We start from the raw sequence: 22,121 nt of genomic DNA, 5'->3' as shown, positions 1-22,121 counted from the left end.
TGGTGAGGTCTGGTTGAAGTCGTGTGCTCGGGTCGAGTCCGGGCAGACTTCTCCTCAGCAACGCAGGATCGACAGCCGTTGATTGATGTCGACCGGAGGCATCACCCGGTCGACAGGAAGGTTCCACCGCGGCATGCGAGGCGCGGCCCACAGCACTCTCGACGAACGACCCGATGCTGGGGCCAGGATCACGAGCGCAACAAGCATGGACAGGCACACCGCAATCGCTCCGCACGCCATGGCGTTCTCGGCTGTCGTGTGGTGGGAGTCGCCCGTCGGCTCGTGATCGGCCATCGTCGCGACTGCTGCGATCGGGTCAGCCGAATCGTGGTGATTTTCGGAGAGCTGGGCCTGGTGCATCCCTACGAGGCCCAGGAGCAGCAAGGAGAGCAGGCACACCTGGGCCCAGCGCCGCTGGCCCCAGCCGTCTGATGTGCTCCTCCTCATGGACGCCATTCTAGGCATCACCGCACAGCGTCGTGCCAGCTTGAGGTGAAGCAGCCAGGACCGGCTTCGCGGCGACGTGAGTCGAGGTGAGCAACGCGATGGGCAGGCGCCGGCGTGGGTCGCACGCGCGTGGTCGGCGACAGTTGGCCACGCCGTTTTGACCGTCGATTAGGATCCTCAGCATGCATGGCCGCGACCTCACGGGACGGACTCCCCAGTCGGTGCGTCCCCTCGCAAGGTGTCGGCCTTGAGGTCGCATGTCCAGACGTGGCTGGTCCCGGTCGTTGCTGCCTTCGCGCTGGCCCTAGGGCTGTCGGTGGGCGCCAGCTGCGTCGAGTCTCTCGGGTCGTCGGCGCCGTCCGCCGCTGCTGTCAGTGATGCCCTTCCCTCCCTGGACGCGGCCACGTCGGATCCTGTCGTGCACGGCATCGGCGCTGCGTGCCTCGCGATCTCGTGCGTTCTACTGGTCCTTGCGGTGCGTCCGTCGACCTCGCGCCGCGACCTGCGCCCGCTGGCTCTGCGGCCACGACCGGTCAAGGCGATGGCGTGGCCGCCAACCACCGTCGGCTCATGGGTCGTGGCGATTGAGGCTCCGAGAAGGTGCTGAGGACGGACCTACGGTCCTGTCCCAGCCATCCTCGGAGTCCGTATGTCCACACCGTCAGCTTGCTGTGCCCTGCCCACCCGTCGACTCGATCGACGTACCCGCCGTCGACTCACGGCCGCGAGTCTCGCGCTTGCACTGATCGCGACGCTCGGAGCCTGCTCGAGTTCGACAGCGACTGACGCCACCGAGGGTGGCTACATCTCGGGGGACGGGTCCATCACGTTCGTCGCGCCGTCCGAACGCCGGTCGGCCCCGGCTCTCGAGGGCCTGGACCTCGATGGCGCAACTATGGACAGCGGTCAGTTCAGCGGACAGGTCCTGGTCATCAACATCTGGGGCTCGTGGTGCCCGCCGTGCCGCAAGGAAACCCCCGACCTGATCAGCCTGGCCGAGGAGTTCAGTGGCCAAGGCGTGCAGTTCCTCGGCATCGCGATCCGTGAGAGTGCCACCGCTTCTCGAGCGTTCGCCGAGAACTTCGGCATGAACTACCCGAGCCTCAGCGACCCTGGTGGCGAGATGCTCATCGGCTTCTCCGAGTCGTTGCCGGCCGTGGCGGTCCCCACCACGTACATCATCGATGCCGCCGGGCGTGTGGCCGTTCGCTACATGGACCAGGTCGACCCCAGCACACTCCGTGAGTTGATCGCTGACGTGCGGGGCGAGAGGTGAGCGGTTGGTTCGCGACTCAGGTGACCGGCGGCGGGCTTCTCGTTGCCGCGCCGATCGCGTTGCTCGCCGGCCTCGTCTCGTTCTTCTCGCCGTGCATCCTGCCGCTGCTGCCGGGATACCTGTCCTATGTGAGCGGCCAAGCGGTGCAGGACCTGGGCCGCGGGTCTCGGTCGCGGGTGGTGCTCGGCGCTGCGTTGTTCGTGGCCGGATTCAGCGTCACCTTCATGTCGTACGGGCTGGCCTTCGGCGCGGTCGGATACCGGCTGATTGAACACCAGCGCGTCGTCAACATCGTGCTCGGCGTCGTCACGATTCTCATGGGCCTGGCGTTCATGGGTCGCGTCCCCCTGCTCGAGCGACGAGCAGCGCCGCGGCTGAGACCGCGGGTGGGACTCGCGGGCGCCCCTGTGCTGGGACTGCTGTTCGGTGTGGGGTGGACCCCCTGCCTGGGCCCCACGCTGACGGCCGTCCTGTCGCTCTCGCTCACCGAAGGCAGCGCCACCCGGGGAAGCCTCCTGACGGCCTTCTACTGCCTGGGGCTCGGTGTCCCCTTCCTCGCCGCGGCATTCGCCTACCGGCGAACGCTCACGGCGGCCGCCTGGGCGCGGCGCCACCAGCGCGGACTTGCTGTGACGGCCGGAACCTCGATGATCATCGTCGGGGTGCTGCTCATCACCGGCATGTGGCAACTACTCGTGAACTCCCTGCAAGGTCTCATCGGCGGCTACGCGGTGGCGGTGTAGGAGATGACTGACGTGCACCTCCCTCGTACCGCTTCGAACGGCAGACCCGGCCGGCGGCTGACCGGCCTCAGCATCGCGATTGCGTCGACGGTCGGGTTCGCGGCGCTTGCCGGATCACTCCTGCTCAGCGGGGCCGAACCCCGGCCGCCGACGACTGGCATCCCCGACCCGGGTGTCCTCGTCGGATGGCTCGTACCCGCCGCGTCACTGACTTCTGACCTCGCCGGCATCGTGGCTGTGGGGTTCCTCGTCCTCGCGGCACTGCTGATGCCGTCACCCGGACCAGACGCCCAGGGACTGGCGGTCGAAGCCGTCCGGCTCGCGCGACGCGCCGCCGGTGTATGGTGCGTCGCCACCATCGTGCTCATGGTGGCCACCACGGCAGACGTCTTCGCGGTGATGCTCGGCGACCTGCGGGTCAACCTCCTCCTCGCACTCGTGCGGGACAGCGAGATCGGCCGGGGCCTCGCGCTGCAAGCTTTGGGGGCGCTCATTCTCGCGCTCGCTCTACGCTGGACGATCGGGACCCGGGCACTGCTGGGGTGGAGCGTATTCGCGCTGGCCGCCATGGCGCCGTCGGCGCTGACCGGGCACGCGGCCTCCGCCGGGTCACATTCGCTTGCCTCCGTGAGTCTCTATCTGCACGTCGCAGCGGTGGCGGTGTGGGTCGGCGGTCTGGTCGCTCTGGGATGGCTCGCGTCCCACGGGAGCAGACGTCTGGAGGTTGCCGTCCGCCGCTACTCGAACGTCGCCCTGGCCTGCTTCGTCGTGATCGGCATCTCCGGCGTGCTGAGCGCCGTGCTGCGCGCGACCGACCTTGAGCAGTTGGCGGCATCTCCCTACGGCCGGCTGGTCGGACTGAAGCTCCTGGCCTACGTCGTCCTCGGTGGCTTCGGCTGGTGGCAGCGACATCGGATCGTTCGCAGCGGCGGCGCCTTTCGATCGATGGCTCGACTGGAGGTCACCGTCATGGTGGCGGCGGTCGGCATCGCCGTGGCGCTGTCGCGCACCCCGACGCCCGGCGGGGAGCTTTTCCTGACACCGGCCGAGGATCTGCTCGGCGGCCCCATGCCGTCGGCGCCGACGTTGGGTCGTCTCGTCCTCGGCTGGTACCCGAGCGGCGTCGGCCTCGCGGTCGTCGGCTTCGGTGCCGTCGGGTACGCGCTGGCGGTCGCCACGGTTCGTCGCCATGCCCGGACCTGGCCGCTCTGGCGCACGGCTTCCTGGTCCGGCGGCATCATGATCGTCGCGTGGGCCACGTCCGGCGGTCTCGGCGCGTACTCACACGTGCTGTTCAGCGCTCATGTGGCCAACCAGGCCCTGCTCGCAGCAGTCGCCGCGCCGTTGCTGGTTCTGGGTGCCCCCGGATCCTTGGCGCAACAGGCCTTGCCCGGTGCCCGCCTGACCGGCGAGAACTCGCCCCGAGATGTGCTCCGCTCTGTAGGACGGTCGCAGCTCGTCGGTGTGGCGACCCACCCGGCCGTCGCTCTCGCCGTCACAATCGCCAGCGCCTGCCTCCTGTATTTCACTCCTCTGTTCACCACGATCATGAGCAGCCTTTTGGGACACCTCGGCATGGAGATCGCCACCCTGTCGATCGGAACACTCTTCTTCACGAGCGTGATCGGGTCCAGCCTGGTGCCCACCCGCTCACCTCGTCTGCGCGCGCTGGCGGCCGGCGCGCTGTTCGTCCTGACGGCGTGCTTTTCGGCAGCGCTCCTTTCGGCCACCACACCTGTGGGCGGGGCCTACTGGCAGGCACTGGAGCGGCCGTTCTCCACCGATCTCCTCGCGGACCAGTGGCTGGGTGCCGTGCTCGCGCTCGGCCTTGCGGGTCCTGCCATGGTGACCGCCTCAGTCCTGCTGATCGTGCAGACCCGGTCGCCTCGGCAGTCCGCCGATCCTGTGCTTGCAAGCCCTGGACCACCCACCACCCTACGAACTCTGCCCACCACAACCGATGGAGATTCATGAACAAGACATCGACCACCCGCCGAACGGTGATCACCGCCGCACTGGTCACCCTGAGTCTGGCCGCACTCGGTGTATTCGTGGCACTGGAGATGCGCGACAAGCCGCCGGTCGTCGAGTCGAGCGGGATCGCAGATCCGCGCCTCTTCCGCGCCGACAGTCACGTGATCCAAGATGCGCCAGAGGGCTCACCCGTCCTGGTCGAGTTCTTGGACTTCGAATGCGAGGCCTGCGGCGCGCTTTATCCGGCGATCGAGCAGCTTCGCCAGGACTTCGATGGCCAGATTGAGTTCGTGGTGCGCTACTTCCCGCTCCCGGGGCATGTGAACTCCCGCAACGCCGCCCATGCGGCGGAAGCGGCCGCACGTCAGGGCGCCTTCGAGCCGATGTACCGGATGCTGTTCGAGACTCAGACCAGTTGGGGAGAGAGCCAGGACGACCAGTCGGCCGTGTTCCGCGGATTCGCCGAGGATCTCGGACTCGACCTGGCGCAGTACGACCGCGACGTCACCAGCGAGGACGTCGCGGCTCGGGTCGAGTCGGACTTCCAGGACGCGCTGTCGCTCGGCCTCACCGGCACGCCGAGCCTGTTCTTGGATGGCGAGATCCTCCAGCCGCGCACGCTGGACGACTTCACCGACGCACTGGAGTCCGCGGCCGCGAACGGGTAGGGCTGCCGGAATCGCGCCGAACGGGTCGGCCCGGGTCGCCTGGGTAGGGCGGGCCTTGAGCGAGTCCACCGGGGCTGCAGCAGAGATCTGGCACAGATTGACCGTTCTCGGCGTGGGTTCAAATCCCACCGCCACCGCCGTGTGATCTCTCAAGAGATCGGAGACACCCGAACCTGTATTCGCAGGTTCGGGTGTTCTCATTTCCGGGGTTGATAGTCCTTGGTGAGGTCGATGACCAGCTCTCTGAGGAGTTCTCCGGTGGTGGCGTCGACGACGCGGACGTTGAGGTCGTCGGCGAGCAGGATCACGTGGGTTCGGGCGTGGGCTCGGCCGATGCCGATGTGGCGGAGTTTGCCGGCGACTCGCAGAGTGACGCAGCCGGTCTTGTCGATGCGGTCGTGACGGATCCGGGTGTGGTTGTCGGCGTCGCGGCTGCCGGCCGGGAGTGCTTTGGGCAAGGTGTCGTAGCGGGTCGCTGGGGTCGCGAGGTGCGGCAGAGAGCGGTGTGGCCGGTGGTGGTTGTAGTGCTCGACGAAGCGGTCGAGCAGGTCCTGCAGGCCGGCGATGGTGGCGGGCTGGTCGGGTTGGGCGCGGAGCCACTTCTTCATCGTTTGCTGAAAGCGTTCGACCTTGCCGCAGGTGGTGGGGTGGCCGGGTCGGGAGTTCTTCTGGGTGACGTGCAGGCGGTGCAGTTCGGCTTCGAGGGCGTTGCGTCCGCCGCGGCGTCCTTGGCCGGCGAGGCGGACGGTGGGGGCACCTCCCTGCACGAAGTGCTTGGGGGAGAGACCATGCCGTTGTCGGTGAGCGTGGAGGCTGGGATTCCGGCGGTGTTGACGGCGTGACGGAACTGGTCGCGGACGATGATCGCGGTCACGGCGCGGTGGGCGGTGACGCGGATGGCCTTGCGGGTGCAGTCGTCCAGCCAGGTCAGGATCTCGACATCGGTGCCCGTAGTGAGCCGGTAGTGGGTGAAGTCGGACTGCCAGGTCTCGTTCGGCAGTGATGCTTCGAACCGGACGTAGGAGGACTTGGGGCGCTTCTTCGGCGCCGGGGTCACGAGTCCCGCGCGGCGCAGGTGGCGGCTGATCGTCGCGGCGGAGACGGTGAGTCCGTGGTGGTGGGTCAGGTGCCACCTGATGGTGTCGGGGCCGGCGTCGAGGCCGCGTCTGGCGAGGTCGTGGCGCAGGGCGATGATCAGTTGCACGACCTCCGGCGGGGTCGCGGTCGGTGAGGTCTTCGGCCGCCGGGAGCGGGGTTCGAACGCGGCCTCGCCCTCGGCCTCGTAGCGGGCCTTGAGCTTGTAGACCCAGGAGCGGTGCACCCCGTAGCGGGCGGCGACCTCCGCGGGTGACTGGTGCTCGACGAACAACGCGGTGATGACCAGGCGAGCCTTCGACATCCTCGAGCATCGACCAGCAGGTGTCTCCTATGTCTTGAGAGATCTGTCTCCGATGTCCTGAACCAGCACACCACCGCCACCGCCGATCCGAAGCCCCCGTTTCTGACTGGAATGACAGTCGAAACGGGGGCTTTGGTGATTCAGGGCTCGTGACGTCCTTGGCCCGAGTCGATTCCGCGAAGGCCCCGCACCGGGGCAAGGTGCGAGCCTAGACTTGCCGAGGCGGCCACCCGAGGAGTGAGTGTGAAGCACGAGATCTGCGACGTCGACGCGCTGGAGGGCACGGTCGGTGGCCAGCCGTTGGCCGCCCTGATGAAGTCCATCGCCGCCCTCGACGCCCACTGCTCGGCCGTGCTCGGGTACTCGACCGCGGCGGTGATGATGCACCGTGACCGCGAAGGCGTCATCCACGCCGGTGTCATGGGTGGTGCCGCGGGGTTCGCCCGCCCCGACGGGGGCGACCATCTGGTGTTCGACGCCGGAACCGCGCAGCCCGAGGCCGGCTCGGCAGCCGCGCTGCTCTTCCTCGTTCCGGGGTGGCGCGAGTCGCTGCGCGTCAACGGGCGGATCGACGACACCGGTCTGGTGGTCGAGGAGGCGTTCGTGCACTGCGGCAAGGCGATGATCCGCTCGCACCTGTGGTCCCCGCCGGTGGCAGCGACCGAGAACGGTGAGCACGTCGCCGGTGAATCGGACCGGATCGACGACGCCCAACGGGCGTTCCTGTCGTCAGCGCCTTTCGCCGTGGTCGGATCCTGCGACGGGGCCGGTGGGGCCGACGCCAGCCCCAAGGGGGACCCGGCCGGCTTCCTCAGGGTGCTCGACGACCACACCGTGGCCGTGCCCGACCGGCCGGGCAATCGCCGGACCGACACGTTCCACAACCTGCTCGACCGCCCGGCCGTCACGGTCCTGGCGATGAGCCCGGGAGACGACCGCGTGCTCGAGCTGCGGGGACAGGCTCGGATGACCACGGACCCGCAGCTGTTGACGTCGATGGCGGTCAAGGACCAGGTCCCCAAGCTCGCCCTGGTGGTGGACGTGGAGCACTGTTCCCTACGGGTCAGCGATGCGGTGCAGCGCGCCGCCCTGTGGGACGACACCACCCACCTCCCCGACGGCGTCCTTCCCCGCGCAGCCAAGATCTGGGCCGACCATGTCAAGAGCAGCGACCGGAGCGGGCTCGCGGCCACCGCGGTGCGCACCGGCGTCAGCGAGGCTGCCGTCCGGGCCGGCATCGCCGTGGACTACCGCAAGAACCTCTACTGAGGACCACCGGTCCGTCTCGCCCGGGCGAGGCGGTTGCACGGTGTGGTGAGGCGCGGGGTCAGCTCGGCCGGCGTCCGTGTCGCGGCCATCTGGCGGGGTCGTCCTCCAGGCTCGCCCGGTCCCACGCACCGAGGTCGGCGGCGGCCCGGTAGGTGCTGTGCAGGAACTGCGCCAAGGTGGCGTCCGGGTCGTCGGAGTCGGCCACCGCCTCGTACGGCAGCAGGAACTGGCGGTACTCGGCGCTGTAGTACGCGGCTTCCGGCTCCACGGGGTAGGTGGCGAAGCCGTCGGGTTCGGGGTAGGCGTAGGCGTAGAACGCGCCTTCGTCACCGCCGCCCGGCCAGAACCCGGCGCTGCTCAACTCTCGGGAGTAGCCCTCGACCATGACCCAGTCGCCGCAGTTCGGGGCGCCGCCGGGGTGTTCGGGTGCCCCACGACCGGAGAAACGGGTGCACGCCAGATCCATGGCGCCCCAGAAGAAGTGCACCGGGCTGACCTTGCCGACGAAGTGGGACCGGAACTCGCCGAGGACGCGATCGGCCTGGACCAGCTGGCGCCAGAACAGCTGGGCTGCCTCGGGGTCGTAGGTGCAGTGTCCGTGGTCCTCGGGGAACGGGGTCGCCGGGTCCACCTCGTTGGGCCGGACGTCGATGACCACGTCGATCCCGAGCTCGTCGAGAGCGGTCATCGTCTCGAGGTAGAAGTCGGCGACCGACTTCGGCGACAGTGCGACCAGCCGCTCACCGCCGGCGCTGCTGCGCACCCGCAGCTGGTGCTCGACGAAGTCGAACTCGAGGTCGAACGACCCGCCGCGGTAGGGGATCGCGCCGGTGGTCAGACCGCGGGGACTGACGTACAGGGTGACCTGCCACCAGTGGTTGACCAAGGGTGCTTGCGAGAGCCGGATCTTGCCGACGACCTGGGTCCACATGTGCAGGGTCTCGCGGGTGTCGGTCCAGTCGGAGACCCGCAGTCGCGGCCACGCCTGCGGTGAGTCGATGTCCGTCGTCATCAGTTCTCCTCTCCGGCAGGTGAGCTGCCGGACTCAACGATCTCGAGCGCGCCCGACGGGCAGCGGCCGATGACCTCTCGCAGCCGTTCGGCCGCTGGTTCGGTGTCGGCCCGGGTGGGGTCGATCCAGGGTCGCCTGGCCACGTCGAAGACCTCGGGGAAGCCGCGGACGCACTCGGCGGCGTGCTGGCAGATCTCGCCGTCGAACGAGACGCTGACGAGTGGTCCTGGATACGTCTTGCGGGTCATGTCGGTCCTTCGCAGTCGAGTCGGTCATGGCACGTCCCGCGGCGGCGGGTCCGTCCCGCACGCGGTGTTTGCCTCGTCAAGTAGTGGGGGCTAGCGTGACCGTTCATGGCCGATCCGCGTGCACCGGGCGATCCCTCCCCTCTGTCCGTCGAGGAGGAGGCGGCGTGGCGTGCGTTGGCTCGGGCCGTGCTGGTCATTCCACGCGTGGTGGATGCCGACCTGACCCAGGCGTACGGCATCAGCGGCACCGAGTACACGATCCTGATGTACCTCTCGGAGGCGCCCGAGACGTCTCTGCGGATGAGCCAGCTCGCCAACTATGTCTCCATCTCGGTGAGCGGCCTCACCCGAGCGGTCGGCCGCCTGGAGCGCGAGGGCCTGGTGAAGCGGGTCCGGTGCTCCGAGGACGGTCGGGGGCAGGTTGCCGTCATCACACCCGCGGGGATGACGTGTCTCCGCGACGCGTGGCCCGCGCACCTCCGCAGCGTCCGGGAGCACGTGATGGACCATCTGCAGGACATCGACCTCGTGGCATTCGCTGCCGCGATGAGAGCCGTCGCCTGGCCGGAGATCGGACCGCCCCTCCGCAGCGGCGTCCGGAGCCGGGGGGATGAGCCGTAGCGCGTGGGGGTTGCTCACACTTCGCTCCTGGGACTGTCGCGCTGGTCGCGCGACCTGATCGTTGCGATGAGGACGCGGGGCAGGCGGCGGAAGGACTGCGGCCAATCTGCTTGCGCACGCAAGTATTCAGGTGGTCGAGCGCTGTTGTCAACAGGGCGAGCTGGGCTTCTGGAGCCGGGGCCGCGTGTCTTCGCAGCCGACGGACTGTCACGCCATGGAGGAGTCGAGTTCAGGCCGCGTTGACCTCGGCGACGGCCGGCATCCGCGTCGATCGTGCCCTCCGTGAACGGAAGAAGGTGTCGAGCCTCAGCCCGGCCCAGAGCAGGGCGACCGCCACGATGCCGTCGAGCCACCAGTGGTGACCGGTCGCTGCCACGACGAAGAAGGTGAGCGGCAGGTGCGCCACGAAGACCCACCGCCAGCGGCTCGTGGTCGAGGTGAAGATGCCCAGAGCGACCACGGCGGCCCAGGCCACGTGGATCGACGGCATCGCCGCGAACTGGTCGGAGACCCCCTCCCCGCCGGAGCCGTAGACCCTGAACCCGAAGCGATCGGACAGGTCGACGAAGCCCAGCTCCTCGATGAATCGCGGTGGCGCGACCCGCACGAACCGGATGACCAGGCAGCCGAGGGTGACGAAGGCCAGGCCGTTGCGCCAGTGCGGGAACCGGTCGCGGTGGCGGACGAACAGCCACACCAGGAACAGCAGCAGGCCGGGCACGTGGAGCACGGCGTAGTAGCCGTTCGTGAGGCGCGCCAGCCATTCGTCGGCCAGGACGAGCTGCTGCATCGAGATCTCGGTCGGCAGGTGCAGGGCGTTCTGCAGCCGGTCGATCTGCCGGGCACGGTCCAGGGCACCGGCCTCGTGCGTGAACGGGAGCTGTCGGGCGATCCGCCAGATCGAGTAGAGGCCGGCGATGAGCGCGAACTCGTGCAGCGCCGGCAGCGCCTCGGTGCGGAACCGCGTGGGACGCGCGCGGCGGAGCAGCAGCCACGCCAGGGCACTGATGGCGCTGGCGATCGCCGCGTGGTGCCAGGAGGGCCACGGAAGTCCGTCGCCGGTCATGACGAGGTGAGCCGGCGTCCGGTCGGGCCGAACCCCAGGCCGGCAGGTGCGGCCCCGGCGTGGTGGCTGCGGGGCACCCCGGTGACCCGCAGCTCACGATGCATGGGTCGAGGATCCCACGGTCCCGCGGATCCGCCAGCGGATCTCGTGCAGGGAGGTCGTGCGGTGACCGCCGACTCGTCACCGCCGAGGGGTGTGGTCCCCGGCTCGGGTGGGTACCCGACCGACGACCGTTGTCGAACGAGGAGCTCCCATGACCGACGAGGACCAGCGACCCGCCACCACGACCGACGGAGGCGTGCCCGTCGCCAGCGACGAGCGCTCGCTGTCGGTCGGCCCCGACGGACCGCTGCTGCTGCAGGACCACTACCTGATCGAGCAGATGGCGAACTTCAACCGCGAGCGCATCCCGGAGCGCCAGCCGCATGCCAAGGGTGGCGGTGCCTTCGGCACGTTCGAGGTCACACAGGACGTCTCGGCCTTCACGCGGGCGGCGGTGTTCGCCCCGGGCACGACGACCGAGGTCCTCGCGCGGTTCTCGACCGTGGCCGGCGAGCGTGGCAGCCCCGACACCTGGCGTGACCCGCGCGGCTTCTCCCTCAAGTTCTTCACCAGCGAGGGCAACTGGGACATGGTCGGCAACAACACGCCGGTGTTCTTCGTGCGCGACCCGATGAAGTTCCAGCACTTCATCCGTTCGCAGAAGCGCCGCGCCGCGAACAACCTGCGCGACCACGACATGCAGTGGGACTTCTGGACCCTCACCCCGGAGTCGGCCCACCAGGTCACGTGGTTGATGGGTGACCGCGGCATCCCGCGCACGTGGCGGCACATGAACGGCTACTCCAGCCACACCTACTCCTGGATCAACGCGGCCGGTGAGCACTTCTGGGTCAAGTACCACTTCAAGACCGACCAGGGCATCGAGACGTTCAACCAGGACGAGGCCGACCAGATGGCGTCGGCCGACACCGACTACCACCAGCGCGACCTCTTCGAGCACCTCGAGGCCGGGGAGTTCCCCAGCTGGACCCTGCACGTGCAGATCATGCCGTTCGACGACGCGAAGACCTACCGGATCAACCCGTTCGACCTCACGAAGGTGTGGCCGCACGCGGACTACCCGCTGCAGGAGGTCGGGAAGCTGACGCTCAACCGCAACGTCGAGGACTACCACGCCCAGATCGAGCAGGCGGCGTTCGAGCCGAACAACATCGTGCCCGGCACCGGGCTCTCGCCGGACAAGATGCTGCTCGCCCGCGGGTTCAGCTACGCCGACGCCCACCGGGCGCGCCTGGGCGTGAACTACAAGCAGATCCCGGTCAACGCCCCGAAGTCGCCGGTGCACGCGTACTCCAAGGACGGGGCGATGCGGATCGCCCACGCGACCGACCCGGTCTACGCGCCGAACTCCTACGGCGGCCCGGCGGCCGACCCGCAGCGGACCGACGACGGCGGACGCTGGGCCGCGGACGGCGAGATGGTCCGCACGGCCTACACGTTGCGCGAGGACGATGACGACTGGTCGCAGGCGGGCACGCTCGTCCGCGAGGTCATGGACGAGGCCGCCCGCGGACGGCTGGTCGACAACATCGTCGGGCACCTGCTGAACGGGGTGAGCGAGCCGGTGCTCCAGCGCGCGTTCGAGTACTGGCGCAACGTCGATGCCGACCTCGGTTCCGCGGTCGAGTCAGGTGTGCGTGCCAAGGCCGACGAGACGGACCCGAAGGCCGGTGAGCAGGCGAACAAGGCCCGCTCGAGCATGCAGGACAAGGCCTGAGGCCGGCGCGGGGCCGGCGGATCAGCCGGTCCCCAGCACGGTGAAGGGGACGCGGGTGGGTCGGCGGACGTAGGCTCCGTCGGCCCACGTCACGGCGTCGTGGTCGACGGCGAAGTCGGGGATGCGGGTCAGCAGCTCCTCCAGGGTGACCCGGCCCATCATCCGGGCGGCGGCGGCGCCGAGACAGTGGTGCGCACCGTGGGCGAAGGTCAGGACGTGCCGCGGGTCGCGGGTGACGTCGAGCTGCTCGGCGTCCGGCCCGTAGGCGTCGACGTCACGGTTGGCGGCTCCGTAGCAGAGCAGCACCTTGCGGCCGCTCGGGATGGTGGTGTCGTGCAGGGTGACGTCCCGGGTCGTCGTGCGGCACAGGCCCTGGACGGGACTGGTCAGCCGGAGCAGCTCCTCGACGGTGGCGCGGGCGTCGTCCAGGGCGATGTTCCGCTGGTCCGGGCGGGCAGCCAGCAGCTGGACGGCTCCGCCCAGCAGGCCGGTGGTCGTGTCGTTGCCTCCGGTCACCATGGTGAAGGTGAACGCGAGCACGCGCAGGATGCCGGCGTCGTCGTCGGCCTCGCCGGCGGCGACCAGGTGGGACACGGTGTCGTCGGCGGGGTGGTCGCGGCGGTGCTCGATCAGCTCGGTGAAGTAGCCGAGCAGGTCGCCCACGGCGTCGGCGACGCCCGCCGGATCACCGGTCGCGTTGGCCGCCACGATCGCCTCGGTCCAGCGGTCGAACCGTTCGTGGTCGGTCGGTGGCACCCCCAGGTAGTGGGCCACCACCATGCTCGGCAACGGCTTGAACAGGAGCTCGACGATGTCGCCGCCGCCGGCGCTGATGATCGACTCGAGCCGCTCGGTCACGAAGGCGCGCACCGCGGGCTCGACGGCCTCGACGTGGCGGGGGGTGAACCCTCGCGACACCAGGCGTCGGAACTCGGTGTGGCTCGGCGGGTCGGTCATCACCATCGGCGGGTTGTCGCGCATGCCGATGGCGTCGAGCTCGCCGTAGGTGGTCGTCAGGCCCTCCGCCGAGGAGAAGGTCTCGTGGTCGCGCACCGCCGCGAACACGTCGGCGTGCCGCGTCAGCACCCAGTAGTCGCCGCCCGCGACGTGGTGGACGGGATCGTGCGTCCGCAGCTCGGCGTACATGCCGAACGGATCAGCCCAGGTGTCGCTGCTGCCGGGGACGAACGCGGGCGCGGAGGCAGGGGAGGTGGGCACGGGACCACCGTCACACGCCGCGGCCGGTCCGTTCACGCGAATCGAGCAACTGGCCGGAGCGTCTCGCGGGTCGAGGCGGTCGTGGATCCGCCCGTCCGCGGGAGTCAGGAGTAGGGGCCGGTGAACGGCGCGGGTGCGTCCGGGTCGTCCGGGTCGGACTCCAGGTTCGGGTCGGTCGTCTTGTGCTTGGGGTCGTCGTCGGGGTCCTCGGACACCCGCGGATCCTCCGGGGGGATGTCGGTCATGCCTCCAGTGTGTCCCGCTGTCCGGGGCCACGCGCGCCGACCCAGCCGGAAGAAACGCGGTCGACCGATGCGCCGGAACCTGAACAGTCTGCCGCCGCGTGTGATTGGTTGGTCGACGTGACCAGTCGTGATGACATCGAAGGACTGACGGTCGGCGTCCTGGGCGGTACGGGGGCGCAGGGACGTGGCCTGGCGTTGCGCTGGGCTGCGGCCGGGGTCCCGGTGGTGCTCGGCTCGAGGGATGCCCAGCGTGCCGAAGCCGCAGCCGCCGAGGTGACGGAGACCGTCGTGGCCGCGGGGTTCGCCGCACCGAGCGTGACCGGCGCGGACAACGCGACGTGCGCGTCCCGGGCCGACGTGGTGGTGGCGGCGATGCCGTGGGACGGCCACGGCGAGCTGTTGTCCTCGTTGGCCGGCGAGCTGGCCGGCAAGGTCGTGATCGACTGCGTGAACCCGCTCGGCTTCGGCAAGACCGGTCCCTACCCGCTCGACGTGGCCGAGGGCAGCGCGGCGCAGCAGGCGCAGGCGGTGCTGCCGAGCTCCCGGGTGGTGGGGGCGTTCCACCACGTGTCGGCGGTGGTGCTGGCCGACCTGTCGCAGGCGTCGGTCGACATCGACGTGCTGGTGCTGGGCGAGGAGCGGGCCGACACCGACCTGGTGCAGGCACTGGCTGAGCTGATCCCCGGCGCCCGGGGGATGTTCGCCGGCCGGCTGGTCAACTGCGGTCAGGTCGAGAAGCTGACCGCCAACCTCATCGCGATCAACCGCCGGTACAAGACGCACGCGGGCATCCGCGTCACCGGTCACGGGCTGTAGTCCCGTGGTCGCCGTCCACCTGCCGTTCCCCGGTGTGCCGCCGGTCGGCTCGTCGCGTCCGACCGATGGTGAGGTGCGGCGTGCGGTGGTGCGGGCGGAGGCGGGCAAGAGTCTGGACACCTCAGAGGTGGCTGCGTTGCTCGCGTCGACCGGGGAGCACCTGGATCGGTTGATGGCGGTCGCGGCCCGGGTGCGGGACGCGGGGTTGGCGGCGGTGGGCCGGTCGGGGGTGGTGACGTTCTCGCCGAAGGTGTTCGTGCCGGTGACGCGGTTGTGCCGGGACCGGTGCCACTACTGCACGTTCGTGGCCACGCCGGGCCAGCTGGAGCGCGACGGGCAGGGGTTGTTCCTGTCGGTCGACGAGGTGCTGGAGATCTGTCGGGCGGGTGCGGGGCTGGGGTGCACCGAGGCGTTGTTCACGTTGGGCGACCGGCCGGAGGACCGGTGGCCGGAGGCGAAGCGGTGGTTGGCCGAGGCGGGCTACGACTCGACGTTGGAGTACGTGCGGGCGCTCGCGGTGCGGGTGCTGGAGGAGACGGGGTTGTTGCCGCACCTGAACCCCGGGGTCATGAGCTGGGCGGAGATGAACCGGCTCAAGCCGGTCGCGCCGAGCATGGGGATGATGCTGGAGACCACGAGCGAGCGGTTGTTCACCGAGAAGGGGCAGCCGCACCACGGCAGTCCGGACAAGGATCCGGCGGTCCGGTTGCGGGTGCTGGAGGACGCGGGCCGCCTCGGCATCCCGTTCACCACCGGGATCCTGGTGGGGATCGGCGAGACGTGGGTCGAGCGGGCTGAGAGCCTGTTCGCGATCCGCCGGGTGCACCGTGAGCACGGCAGCATCCAGGAGGTGATCGTGCAGAACTTCCGCGCGAAGGACGCCACCGCGATGCGATCGACTGACGACCTGGGTGTGGAGGAGTACCTGGCGGCGGTCGCGACCGCCCGGGTGGTGCTCGGCCCGGGGGTGCGGGTGCAGGCGCCGCCGAACCTGGTCGACCTGGCTGAGTGCGGGCAGTTGTTGGCGGCGGGGGTGGATGACTTCGGTGGGATCAGCCCGGTGACGCCGGACCACGTGAACCCCGAACGCCCTTGGCCGCAGATCGACGCGTTGCGCGGGGTGTGCGAGGCGGGCGGGTTCGACCTGCGGCCCCGGCTGACGACGCACCCGGAGCTGTTGGACGCGCCGTGGGTGGATCCGCGGTTGCGTCCGCACGTGGACGCGTTGCGCGGCCCCGATGGTCTCCTCGCCGACGGCGTCCGTCCGGTGGGGTTGCCGTGGCAGGAGCCGGACGGGGGCCTGGTGACGTCGGGCCGCTCGGATCTGCACGCCAGCATCGACACGACGGGCCGTCGTGCGGACCGGCGGGGGGACTTCGACGAGGTCTACGGCGACTGGGACACGATCGGTGCCCGGGTGCCGGCCGCTCCGGAGCGGTTGGCGGGTGACGTGGCCGCCGCGCTGCGGGCCGCCGAGCGGGATCCGGCGGGCCTGACCGAGGCCCAGGCGCTGGCGTTGATGACCGCCGACGGTCCCGGGTTGGAGGCGGTGTGTGCGCTGGCCGACGACCTGCGGCGCGACACCGTGGGCGACACCGTCACCTATGTGGTGAACCGGAACATCAACTTCACCAACATCTGCTACACCGGCTGCCGGTTCTGCGCGTTCGCCCAGAGGGCCACGGACGCCGACGCGTACAGCCTGTCGACCGACGAGATCGCCGACCGGGTCCGCGAGGCCGTGGCCGTGGGGGCGACCGAGGTGTGCGTGCAGGGCGGCATCGACCCCTCACTGCCCGGCACGGTCTACGCCGACATCGCCCGCACCATCAAGGCCGCCGGCCCCGACCTGCACCTGCACGCCTACTCCCCGATGGAGGTCATGAACGGCGTCGCCCGCACCGGCCTGTCCATCACCGAGTTCCTGCACAGCCTGGCCGAGGCGGGCGTCGACTCGTTGCCGGGCACGGCGGCGGAGATCCTCGACGACGACGTCCGCTGGGTCCTCACCAAGGGCAAGCTGCCCGCCAGCCAGTGGATCGAGGTGGTCCGCACCGCGCACACGATCGGTCTGCCCACGACCGCGACGATGATGTACGGCCACGTCGACCACCCGGGCCACTGGGTCACCCACCTGAAGGTCATCGCGGACCTGCAGCGCGACACCGGCGGATTCACCGAGTTCGTGCCCCTGCCGTTCGTGCACCAGTCCTCCCCGATCTACCTGGCCGGCGTCGCCCGCCCGGGACCGACCGTCCGCGACAACCGCGCGGTGCACGCGATGGCCCGGATCATGCTGCACGGGCTGGTCGACAACATCCAGTGCTCGTGGGTCAAGCTCGGCCCCGACCAGTGCACCCAGGTGCTGAACGGTGGCGTCAACGACCTCGGCGGCACCCTGATGGAGGAGACCATCAGCCGTATGGCCGGCTCCACCAACGGCTCCCGCAAGGAACGCGAGGACCTCGAGGCGATGGCCCACCTCGCCGGCCGTCCCGCCCGCCAACGCACCACCACCTACGGACGCCTCCCCGCCGCGAGCCCCGCATGAGACCCGGCGACGCGCTGACCCCGTTCACCGCCGTGGTGCCGGTCAAGCAGTTCGGCCGCGCCAAGACCCGCCTCAGCCAGGACCCCGCGCTGCGGGCGAGCCTGGCGCGCGCGTTCGCCGCCGACGTCGTCGCGTCGCTCCGCGCAGCGTCGATGGTCAGCGACGTCGTCGTGGTCGTCAGCCGCGACACCGACGAGCTCCCCAACTGGGGGACCGAGGTCCACGTGCTGCGCGAGCGCGCCTGGTCGGTCGGCAACGGACTCAACGACGCGGTGTGGCGGGGGGTCGCGTGGTGCCGCCGCATCACTCCCGACCGGCCCGTGGTGGTGGTCCCGGCCGACCTCGCGGCCCTCACCCCGGCAACCGTGGACGACGCGCTCGTGCTGGCCGGCAGCCACGAGCTGGCCCACGTCGCCGATGCCACCGGGCACGGCACCACGCTGATCACCGCCCTCGACCCCCGCCACCTGACGGGCCACTACGGGCCGGGCTCGGCCCACCGGCACGACGCCGCCGGTCACACCCGGCTGCCCGGCGTCGACCCTCGCGTTCGCCTCGACGTCGACACCGCCGCGGACCTCCGGGCGGCTGTGGCTTTGGGGGTCGGGCCCGCGACCGCCACCGTCATCGACCGCTTCGGGCTCCGCGACGCCCCCCACGGCCGTCTGCAACCCATCTGACCCCGCGGCCGCTCAGGTGAGGTGCTCGACCTCGACCCGCACGACGACGCGGTGGGCGGTGGCCAGGGTGAGGAGCCGTTGCTGCACCGCTCCTGCCGCCACGAGGTGGTCGGTGGGGGCCGCGACGCGGACCAGGTCGCCGTCGACGTCGACACCGATCCCCACCGGGACGCCGGCCAGCTCGACGAGGGCGGCCGGGGTGATCGTCGTCGGGGTGAACCCGCGGACCGAGGCGCCGTCCGCAGCCACGGCGGCGACCACGGCATCGCGGGCCCCGAGTCCGAACAGGTCGTCGTCCTCCGCCCGCACCAGCGCCGTGGCCCCCGGACCGTCGCCGGCGGTGAGCAGGTGGGCCGGGACTCCGCGGACGACCACCACAGGCCGGCCGCCGAGCTTGCCCGAGGCGAGCTCGGCGGCTCCGGCGATCTCGTCGGCGACGGCGGGGGCGGTCACGACCAGGCGGTTGCCGTGGGGGTCGGTGCGTCCGGCGAACGACTCCAGGGGCTCCAGCCCGGCACACCCGATGGCGATGTCGGTCTGGCCGTGACGCCAGGCGCGGCCGGCGGTGTCACTGACCACCACGGCGACACGGCGTCCGGTCAGCTCGGCCAGCCGCGCACGGATCGCCCGGGCATCGCCGTCGGGGTCCACCGGCAGCGGCAGCAGGGTGCCGGCGGAGGTGTTGGAGGCATCGATGCCTGCCGCGGCGAGCGTCAGGCCGTGATGGGTCCGCACGATGCGCGTGTCACCCCGGGTGGCGACGGCCCGGTCGGTCTGCTCGGCGAGCAGGTCCTCCCGGCTCCCGCTCGTGGCGAGGCCGGCGGCCTTGGCGACGACCTTCGAGGTCACCACCACCACGTCCCCGTCCGCCAGGTCCGGCGCCGCGGACGCGATGATCCGGCCGAGGTCGTCGCCGGGGACGATCTCGCCGATGCCCTCGACGGCGGTGAACGTCAGGCTCATCATCGGCCGCCGTCGCGCAGGTCACCGGCGAGCCCCAGGACGTCCGTCGCCAGCTGCCGGGTGGTGGCGGGGTCCCGCATCCACAGCGGGACCGCCCGGCAGCTGATGCCCGCCGACTCGACCCCGGCCACCTGGTCGGCGTCGGCCGTGTCGACCAGCCAGCCGTCCAGGATCCCGTCCGCACTCCTGGCCCCGTGGTGGCGCGCGACCGCGCCGGCCGAGACCTCCACCCCCAGCCCGGTCAGCAGCTGGTCGGCCATGCCGCGCACCGCAGCGCCGCTGATGATCGGACTCACCCCCACGACCGGCGCCGACGCCGACCGCAACGCCGCGGCGACGCCGGGCACCGCGACGACGGGACCCACCGAGACGATCGGGTTGGACGGCGGCAGCACCACGACGTCGGCCGCGGCGATCGCGTCGAGCACCCCGGGAGCCGGCCGGGCCGACTCGATGCCGCGGTACTCGACCGCCCGCACCGGCACCCTCGCGCCGTGCCGGATCCAGAACTCCTGGAAGTGGATCACCGTGTCGGTGCCGTCGACCGTGGTGGCGATGTGCGTCTCGACCTCGTCGTCGCTCATCGGCAGCACCCGCACCCGACCCAGGTCGGTGCCCGGACTCCAGCGGCCGACGAGCTCGTCGGTCGCCTCGCTCAGGGTGCGGCCCTCGCGCAGGCGCATCGAGCGCAGCAGGTGGGTGGCCAGGTCGCGGTCACCCAGGCCGAACCACGTCTCGTCCAGCCCGTAGGCGGCGAGCTCGTGCTTGGCGTTCCAGGTCTCGTCGGTACGACCCCATCCGCGACCGGTGTCGATCCCGTCGCCCAGGGTGTACATCACGGTGTCGAGGTCGGGACAGACCCGCAGGCCGAAGAGCCACAGGTCGTCAGCGGTGTTCACCACCACCGTGACCTCGTCGGCCGGAGCGACCGCGGCCACCAGACCCTGGAGGAACCGCGCTCCGCCGACACCACCGGACACCACGACGATCTTCACGCCCCCAGTGTCCCCGACCGGCTCGGCGCAGGAAGCGAGACTCCGACGATCCCGGGCGTGACCCTCGGGCGACGGCGGGAGGGCGTCCCCGTCGCTAGGGTGTCGCCATGCGAACCGTCCTCGTCACCGGCGCCGGTCGTGGCATCGGCCGCACCACGTCGCTCCGACTCGCCGCGTCCGGTTGGCACGTGTACGCCGGCGTCCGCAAGGTCGAGGACGGTGAGCGTCTGGTGGCCGAGTCGTCCGGCAGGATCGAGCCGGTCCAGGTCGACGTCACCGACCCGGACCAGGTCGCTGCCGCGGGGGAGCGGATCACCAGCCTGGACGCGTTGGTCAACAACGCGGGCATCGTGGTCGGCGGACCGGTGGAGGGCGTGCCGCTGGCGGACCTGCGTCGCCAGCTGGAGGTCAACGTCGTCGGCCAGGTCGCGGTGACCCAGGCCCTGCTGCCGAGACTGCGTGAGTCCCGCGGGCGGGTGGTCTTCGTGTCGTCGGTCAGCGGGCGGGTGGCGACCCCCATGACCGGGGCGTACAACGCGTCGAAGTTCGCGCTCGAAGGGCTCGCCGACGCGCTGCGGATGGAGGTCCATCCGTGGCGCATCGGCGTCTCGTTGGTGGAGCCCGCGCAGACCGACACCGACATGTGGCAGGACGCGGAGGCCGAGCTGGACGCCACCGTCGCGAGCCTGAGCCCGGAGCACCGCGAGCTGTACGACGCCCACATCGCCGGCTTCCGCCGGATGATCCCCTTGTCGCAGCGGATGGCGAGCCCGGCCGAGAAGGTGGCCTCGACCATCGAGCGTGCCCTCACCTCCCGTCGACCCCGGGCGCGGTACGTCGTCGGGGCGGGTCCGAAGCTGCAGGCCGTCGCGGCCGGAGCCACGCCGACTCCTGCTCTGGATGCGCTGCTGCGTCGGGTGTCCGGGGTGCCGAGGTCCCGGTAGATCAGCGGGGACGGGCAGCCGCTGACGATGGCATGATCGGATCCATGCCCGGCGCGCGACCGGACGAGGTGGGAGGACGAGCTCATGACGGATGACCACTGGTCGGGATCCGGGACGGCCGAGGATCCCTGGCTCCTGAGGACGGCGCCCCTCTCGGCGCAGTACTCCCTGTACCGCGACGACGAGAACGATCCTGCCCTGCTGGTCTGCCAGGTCGGCTCGACCCGGCTCACCTACCTCGCCCGAGCCGTCGAGGACCTGCATGCCGAGCTCGTGCGGCGTGGCGACTGGGTGCTGCTCGGCGCCGCGGACGAGAAGAAGGAGCCTGCTGACGACACCGTGGAGGCGTGGGGTCGGTCGCCGGGCAACCCGGTCGGCGGGTGGTACGGGCAGCGCAAGGGGTACCGGGGCCGGTTCGGGATGTACCTCCCGCCGCTGCTGGAGGCGTTGGGGCTCGCCGAGCTCGAACACCAGCCGCGCAACAACCGCGTGCGGGCCGTGACACCCTCATGAGCGCGGCGATGTTCAAGCCTGGCGAACGTGTCATCACCCCGCGGTCGCAGGGCATCGTCATCGACGTCGCCCCGACGCCGTCGGGTCAGTTCGTCTTCGGTGTCGAGGACGAGTCCGGCGAAGTCACCTACTTCACCTCCAAGGCCTTGCGGGGCGCCGAGTCCTGACGCCGGGAGGCTGCGCCGGGGCGCCCCGTTGGCCGTCGAGCCCGTCGGTGCGGTTGGATGAGGCACCCACACAGGAGGTGCACCATGGCTGCTCCGCAGCGCGTTCACGTCGTCATGGACTTCGAGTCCCCGCCCGAGGTCGTGTTCGAGGCGCTCGGCGAGCACGAGAACCTCGGTCCGGTCTTCGGCGCGACCGTCACCCGGGTCCGCGACGGCGACACCTCACGCAACGGCGTCGGTTCGGTCCGCCGACTCAAGATCGGTCCCCTGCCCGGCTTCGAGGAGACCACCACTGACCTGTCCCGGGTTTCCCGGACGGTTCTTGTGTGTTGATCATGCCGCTTGGTCGGTGGCGGTGTGAAGGGTTTCGTACTCGATTGGGCTGAGGTAGTCCAGGCTCGAGTGGCGGCGGGTCGGGTTGTAGAACGCTTCGATCCACTCGAAGATCCCGTTGGCCAGCTCGGCGCGGGTTGACCAGTTCCGGCGGTCGAGCAGTTCGATCTGCATCGAGCCGAAGAACGACTCC

Annotated in this window: 23 protein-coding genes and 1 pseudogene; 14 read left to right on the top strand and 10 right to left on the bottom strand. The window is 70.4% G+C overall.

Features of this window, described 5'->3' with window-relative positions:
• Positions 1-54: 54 nt before the first annotated feature.
• Entirely contained in the window at positions 55-447 is a 393-nt protein-coding gene (locus HMPREF0063_RS12555) for a hypothetical protein (RefSeq protein ID WP_040320275.1), read from the bottom strand.
• An 895-nt stretch (positions 448-1,342) separates the two neighbouring features.
• On the opposite strand from HMPREF0063_RS12555, the gene HMPREF0063_RS17350 reads away from it, so the two are divergent.
• The 4 genes from HMPREF0063_RS17350 to HMPREF0063_RS12535 are packed head-to-tail and all read left to right on the top strand — an operon-like array spanning position 1,343 to position 5,108.
• A complete protein-coding gene (locus HMPREF0063_RS17350; RefSeq protein ID WP_050760955.1) occupies positions 1,343-1,723 on the top strand; it encodes a TlpA family protein disulfide reductase in 381 nt (126 codons plus the stop codon).
• Positions 1,724-1,743: 20 nt separating this feature from the next.
• On the top strand, positions 1,744-2,466 hold the full coding sequence (locus HMPREF0063_RS12545) for a cytochrome c biogenesis CcdA family protein (protein ID WP_245527712.1): 723 nt from the start codon (positions 1,744-1,746) through the stop codon (positions 2,464-2,466).
• A gap of 3 nt (positions 2,467-2,469) precedes the next feature.
• Positions 2,470-4,440 carry a bifunctional copper resistance protein CopD/cytochrome c oxidase assembly protein gene (locus HMPREF0063_RS12540; RefSeq protein ID WP_007079057.1) on the top strand — a complete coding sequence of 657 codons (1,971 nt, stop codon included), beginning with the start codon at positions 2,470-2,472 and terminating at the stop codon, positions 4,438-4,440.
• Complete coding sequence (locus HMPREF0063_RS12535; RefSeq protein ID WP_007079056.1) at positions 4,437-5,108, top strand: DsbA family protein; 672 nt, start codon at positions 4,437-4,439, stop codon at positions 5,106-5,108. The genes HMPREF0063_RS12540 and HMPREF0063_RS12535 overlap by 4 nt, the downstream gene beginning before the upstream one ends.
• Before the next feature lie 197 nt (positions 5,109-5,305).
• On the opposite strand, the pseudogene HMPREF0063_RS12530 reads toward HMPREF0063_RS12535, so the two are convergent.
• Positions 5,306-6,507, bottom strand: a pseudogene (locus HMPREF0063_RS12530) (integrase core domain-containing protein).
• A 243-nt stretch (positions 6,508-6,750) separates the two neighbouring features.
• Between HMPREF0063_RS12530 and HMPREF0063_RS12525 the strand changes: the two are divergent.
• Positions 6,751-7,776, top strand: coding sequence for a pyridoxamine 5'-phosphate oxidase family protein (locus HMPREF0063_RS12525; protein ID WP_007079053.1), 1,026 nt, complete (start codon positions 6,751-6,753; stop codon positions 7,774-7,776).
• Positions 7,777-7,834: 58 nt separating this feature from the next.
• Here HMPREF0063_RS12525 and HMPREF0063_RS12520 read toward each other — a convergent pair whose 3' ends face one another.
• Together HMPREF0063_RS12520 and HMPREF0063_RS12515 are read right to left on the bottom strand one after the other, a co-directional pair.
• Positions 7,835-8,788 (bottom strand): DUF5996 family protein, encoded by a 954-nt coding sequence (locus tag HMPREF0063_RS12520; protein WP_007079052.1) that lies wholly within the window; start codon positions 8,786-8,788, stop codon positions 7,835-7,837.
• Positions 8,788-9,036, bottom strand: a complete 249-nt coding sequence (locus HMPREF0063_RS12515; protein ID WP_007079051.1) for a (4Fe-4S)-binding protein — start codon at positions 9,034-9,036, stop codon at positions 8,788-8,790. The genes HMPREF0063_RS12520 and HMPREF0063_RS12515 overlap by 1 nt, the downstream gene beginning before the upstream one ends.
• 105 nt (positions 9,037-9,141) lie before the next feature.
• Between HMPREF0063_RS12515 and HMPREF0063_RS12510 the strand changes: the two genes are divergently transcribed.
• Entirely contained in the window at positions 9,142-9,657 is a 516-nt protein-coding gene (locus tag HMPREF0063_RS12510; RefSeq protein WP_007079050.1) for a MarR family winged helix-turn-helix transcriptional regulator, read from the top strand.
• 229 nt (positions 9,658-9,886) lie between these two features.
• On the opposite strand, the gene HMPREF0063_RS12505 is transcribed toward HMPREF0063_RS12510, so the two are convergent.
• Entirely contained in the window at positions 9,887-10,723 is an 837-nt protein-coding gene (locus HMPREF0063_RS12505; protein ID WP_007079049.1) for a phosphatase PAP2 family protein, read from the bottom strand.
• A 253-nt stretch (positions 10,724-10,976) separates the two neighbouring features.
• On the opposite strand from HMPREF0063_RS12505, the gene HMPREF0063_RS12500 reads away from it, so the two are divergent.
• A complete protein-coding gene (locus HMPREF0063_RS12500) occupies positions 10,977-12,503 on the top strand; it encodes a catalase (RefSeq protein ID WP_007079048.1) in 1,527 nt (508 codons plus the stop codon).
• 21 nt (positions 12,504-12,524) lie between these two features.
• On the opposite strand, the gene HMPREF0063_RS12495 is transcribed toward HMPREF0063_RS12500, so the two are convergent.
• Together HMPREF0063_RS12495 and HMPREF0063_RS16635 are read right to left on the bottom strand one after the other, a co-directional pair.
• A complete protein-coding gene (locus HMPREF0063_RS12495; protein WP_040320869.1) occupies positions 12,525-13,721 on the bottom strand; it encodes a cytochrome P450 in 1,197 nt (398 codons plus the stop codon).
• A gap of 104 nt (positions 13,722-13,825) precedes the next feature.
• Positions 13,826-13,966, bottom strand: coding sequence for a hypothetical protein (locus HMPREF0063_RS16635; protein ID WP_007079046.1), 141 nt, complete (start codon positions 13,964-13,966; stop codon positions 13,826-13,828).
• 117 nt (positions 13,967-14,083) lie between these two features.
• Here HMPREF0063_RS16635 and npdG point away from each other — a divergent pair, with 117 nt between their 5' ends.
• The 3 genes from npdG to cofC are packed head-to-tail and all read left to right on the top strand — an operon-like array spanning position 14,084 to position 18,013.
• A complete protein-coding gene (gene npdG / locus HMPREF0063_RS12490) occupies positions 14,084-14,782 on the top strand; it encodes an NADPH-dependent F420 reductase (RefSeq protein ID WP_040320868.1) in 699 nt (232 codons plus the stop codon).
• A gap of 4 nt (positions 14,783-14,786) precedes the next feature.
• The gene (locus tag HMPREF0063_RS12485; protein WP_007079044.1) at positions 14,787-17,333 is read left to right on the top strand and encodes a bifunctional FO biosynthesis protein CofGH; all 2,547 of its coding nucleotides are present in this window, start codon (positions 14,787-14,789) and stop codon (positions 17,331-17,333) included.
• Entirely contained in the window at positions 17,330-18,013 is a 684-nt protein-coding gene (gene cofC / locus HMPREF0063_RS12480) for a 2-phospho-L-lactate guanylyltransferase (RefSeq protein WP_007079043.1), read from the top strand. Before HMPREF0063_RS12485 ends, cofC begins: the two co-directional genes overlap by 4 nt.
• Before the next feature lie 12 nt (positions 18,014-18,025).
• On the opposite strand, the gene cofE is transcribed toward cofC, so the two are convergent.
• Together cofE and cofD are read right to left on the bottom strand one after the other, a co-directional pair.
• A complete protein-coding gene (gene cofE / locus HMPREF0063_RS12475) occupies positions 18,026-18,976 on the bottom strand; it encodes a coenzyme F420-0:L-glutamate ligase (RefSeq protein WP_245527711.1) in 951 nt (316 codons plus the stop codon).
• Positions 18,976-19,971, bottom strand: coding sequence for a 2-phospho-L-lactate transferase (gene cofD / locus HMPREF0063_RS12470; protein WP_007079041.1), 996 nt, complete (start codon positions 19,969-19,971; stop codon positions 18,976-18,978). The genes cofE and cofD overlap by 1 nt, the downstream gene beginning before the upstream one ends.
• 107 nt (positions 19,972-20,078) lie before the next feature.
• Between cofD and HMPREF0063_RS12465 the strand changes: the two genes are divergently transcribed.
• The 4 genes from HMPREF0063_RS12465 to HMPREF0063_RS12455 all read left to right on the top strand — a co-directional run bounded on the left by HMPREF0063_RS12465 (position 20,079) and on the right by HMPREF0063_RS12455 (position 21,928).
• A complete protein-coding gene (locus HMPREF0063_RS12465; protein WP_007079040.1) occupies positions 20,079-20,915 on the top strand; it encodes an SDR family oxidoreductase in 837 nt (278 codons plus the stop codon).
• 84 nt (positions 20,916-20,999) lie between these two features.
• Positions 21,000-21,428 (top strand): DUF6855 family protein, encoded by a 429-nt coding sequence (locus HMPREF0063_RS12460; RefSeq protein WP_007079039.1) that lies wholly within the window; start codon positions 21,000-21,002, stop codon positions 21,426-21,428.
• Between the two features lie 8 nt (positions 21,429-21,436).
• On the top strand, positions 21,437-21,595 hold the full coding sequence (locus HMPREF0063_RS16850; RefSeq protein ID WP_169309958.1) for a hypothetical protein: 159 nt from the start codon (positions 21,437-21,439) through the stop codon (positions 21,593-21,595).
• A gap of 84 nt (positions 21,596-21,679) precedes the next feature.
• Complete coding sequence (locus tag HMPREF0063_RS12455; protein WP_007079037.1) at positions 21,680-21,928, top strand: SRPBCC family protein; 249 nt, start codon at positions 21,680-21,682, stop codon at positions 21,926-21,928.
• Here the strand turns inward: HMPREF0063_RS12455 and HMPREF0063_RS12450 are convergent.
• Positions 21,929-22,121: IS3 family transposase (locus HMPREF0063_RS12450; RefSeq protein WP_007079036.1), on the bottom strand; the 193-nt coding region annotated here is incomplete at its 5' end.

Source organism: Aeromicrobium marinum DSM 15272 (assembly GCF_000160775.2).
Lineage (GTDB): Bacteria > Actinomycetota > Actinomycetes > Propionibacteriales > Nocardioidaceae > Aeromicrobium > Aeromicrobium marinum.
The sequence above is the reverse complement of the archived record's forward strand: the minus strand, read 5'-3'. Positions and strand labels throughout refer to the sequence as shown.

Excerpts from the sequence above, each read along its gene's own strand:
- HMPREF0063_RS12555 (WP_040320275.1), bottom strand. The coding sequence starts at position 447 with ATGAGGAGGAGCACATCAGACGGCTGGGGCCAGCGGCGCTGGGCCCAG.
- HMPREF0063_RS17350 (WP_050760955.1), top strand. The coding sequence starts at position 1,343 with ATGGACAGCGGTCAGTTCAGCGGACAGGTCCTGGTCATCAACATCTGG.
- HMPREF0063_RS12540 (WP_007079057.1), top strand. The coding sequence starts at position 2,470 with ATGACTGACGTGCACCTCCCTCGTACCGCTTCGAACGGCAGACCCGGC.
- HMPREF0063_RS12535 (WP_007079056.1), top strand. The coding sequence starts at position 4,437 with ATGAACAAGACATCGACCACCCGCCGAACGGTGATCACCGCCGCACTG.
- HMPREF0063_RS12520 (WP_007079052.1), bottom strand. The coding sequence starts at position 8,788 with ATGACGACGGACATCGACTCACCGCAGGCGTGGCCGCGACTGCGGGTC.
- HMPREF0063_RS12515 (WP_007079051.1), bottom strand. The coding sequence starts at position 9,036 with ATGACCCGCAAGACGTATCCAGGACCACTCGTCAGCGTCTCGTTCGAC.
- HMPREF0063_RS12510 (WP_007079050.1), top strand. The coding sequence starts at position 9,142 with ATGGCCGATCCGCGTGCACCGGGCGATCCCTCCCCTCTGTCCGTCGAG.
- HMPREF0063_RS12505 (WP_007079049.1), bottom strand. The coding sequence starts at position 10,723 with ATGACCGGCGACGGACTTCCGTGGCCCTCCTGGCACCACGCGGCGATC.
- HMPREF0063_RS12500 (WP_007079048.1), top strand. The coding sequence starts at position 10,977 with ATGACCGACGAGGACCAGCGACCCGCCACCACGACCGACGGAGGCGTG.
- HMPREF0063_RS16635 (WP_007079046.1), bottom strand. The coding sequence starts at position 13,966 with ATGACCGACATCCCCCCGGAGGATCCGCGGGTGTCCGAGGACCCCGAC.
- cofC (WP_007079043.1), top strand. The coding sequence starts at position 17,330 with ATGAGACCCGGCGACGCGCTGACCCCGTTCACCGCCGTGGTGCCGGTC.
- cofE (WP_245527711.1), bottom strand. The coding sequence starts at position 18,976 with ATGAGCCTGACGTTCACCGCCGTCGAGGGCATCGGCGAGATCGTCCCC.
- HMPREF0063_RS12465 (WP_007079040.1), top strand. The coding sequence starts at position 20,079 with ATGCGAACCGTCCTCGTCACCGGCGCCGGTCGTGGCATCGGCCGCACC.
- HMPREF0063_RS12460 (WP_007079039.1), top strand. The coding sequence starts at position 21,000 with ATGACGGATGACCACTGGTCGGGATCCGGGACGGCCGAGGATCCCTGG.
- HMPREF0063_RS16850 (WP_169309958.1), top strand. The coding sequence starts at position 21,437 with ATGTTCAAGCCTGGCGAACGTGTCATCACCCCGCGGTCGCAGGGCATC.
- HMPREF0063_RS12455 (WP_007079037.1), top strand. The coding sequence starts at position 21,680 with ATGGCTGCTCCGCAGCGCGTTCACGTCGTCATGGACTTCGAGTCCCCG.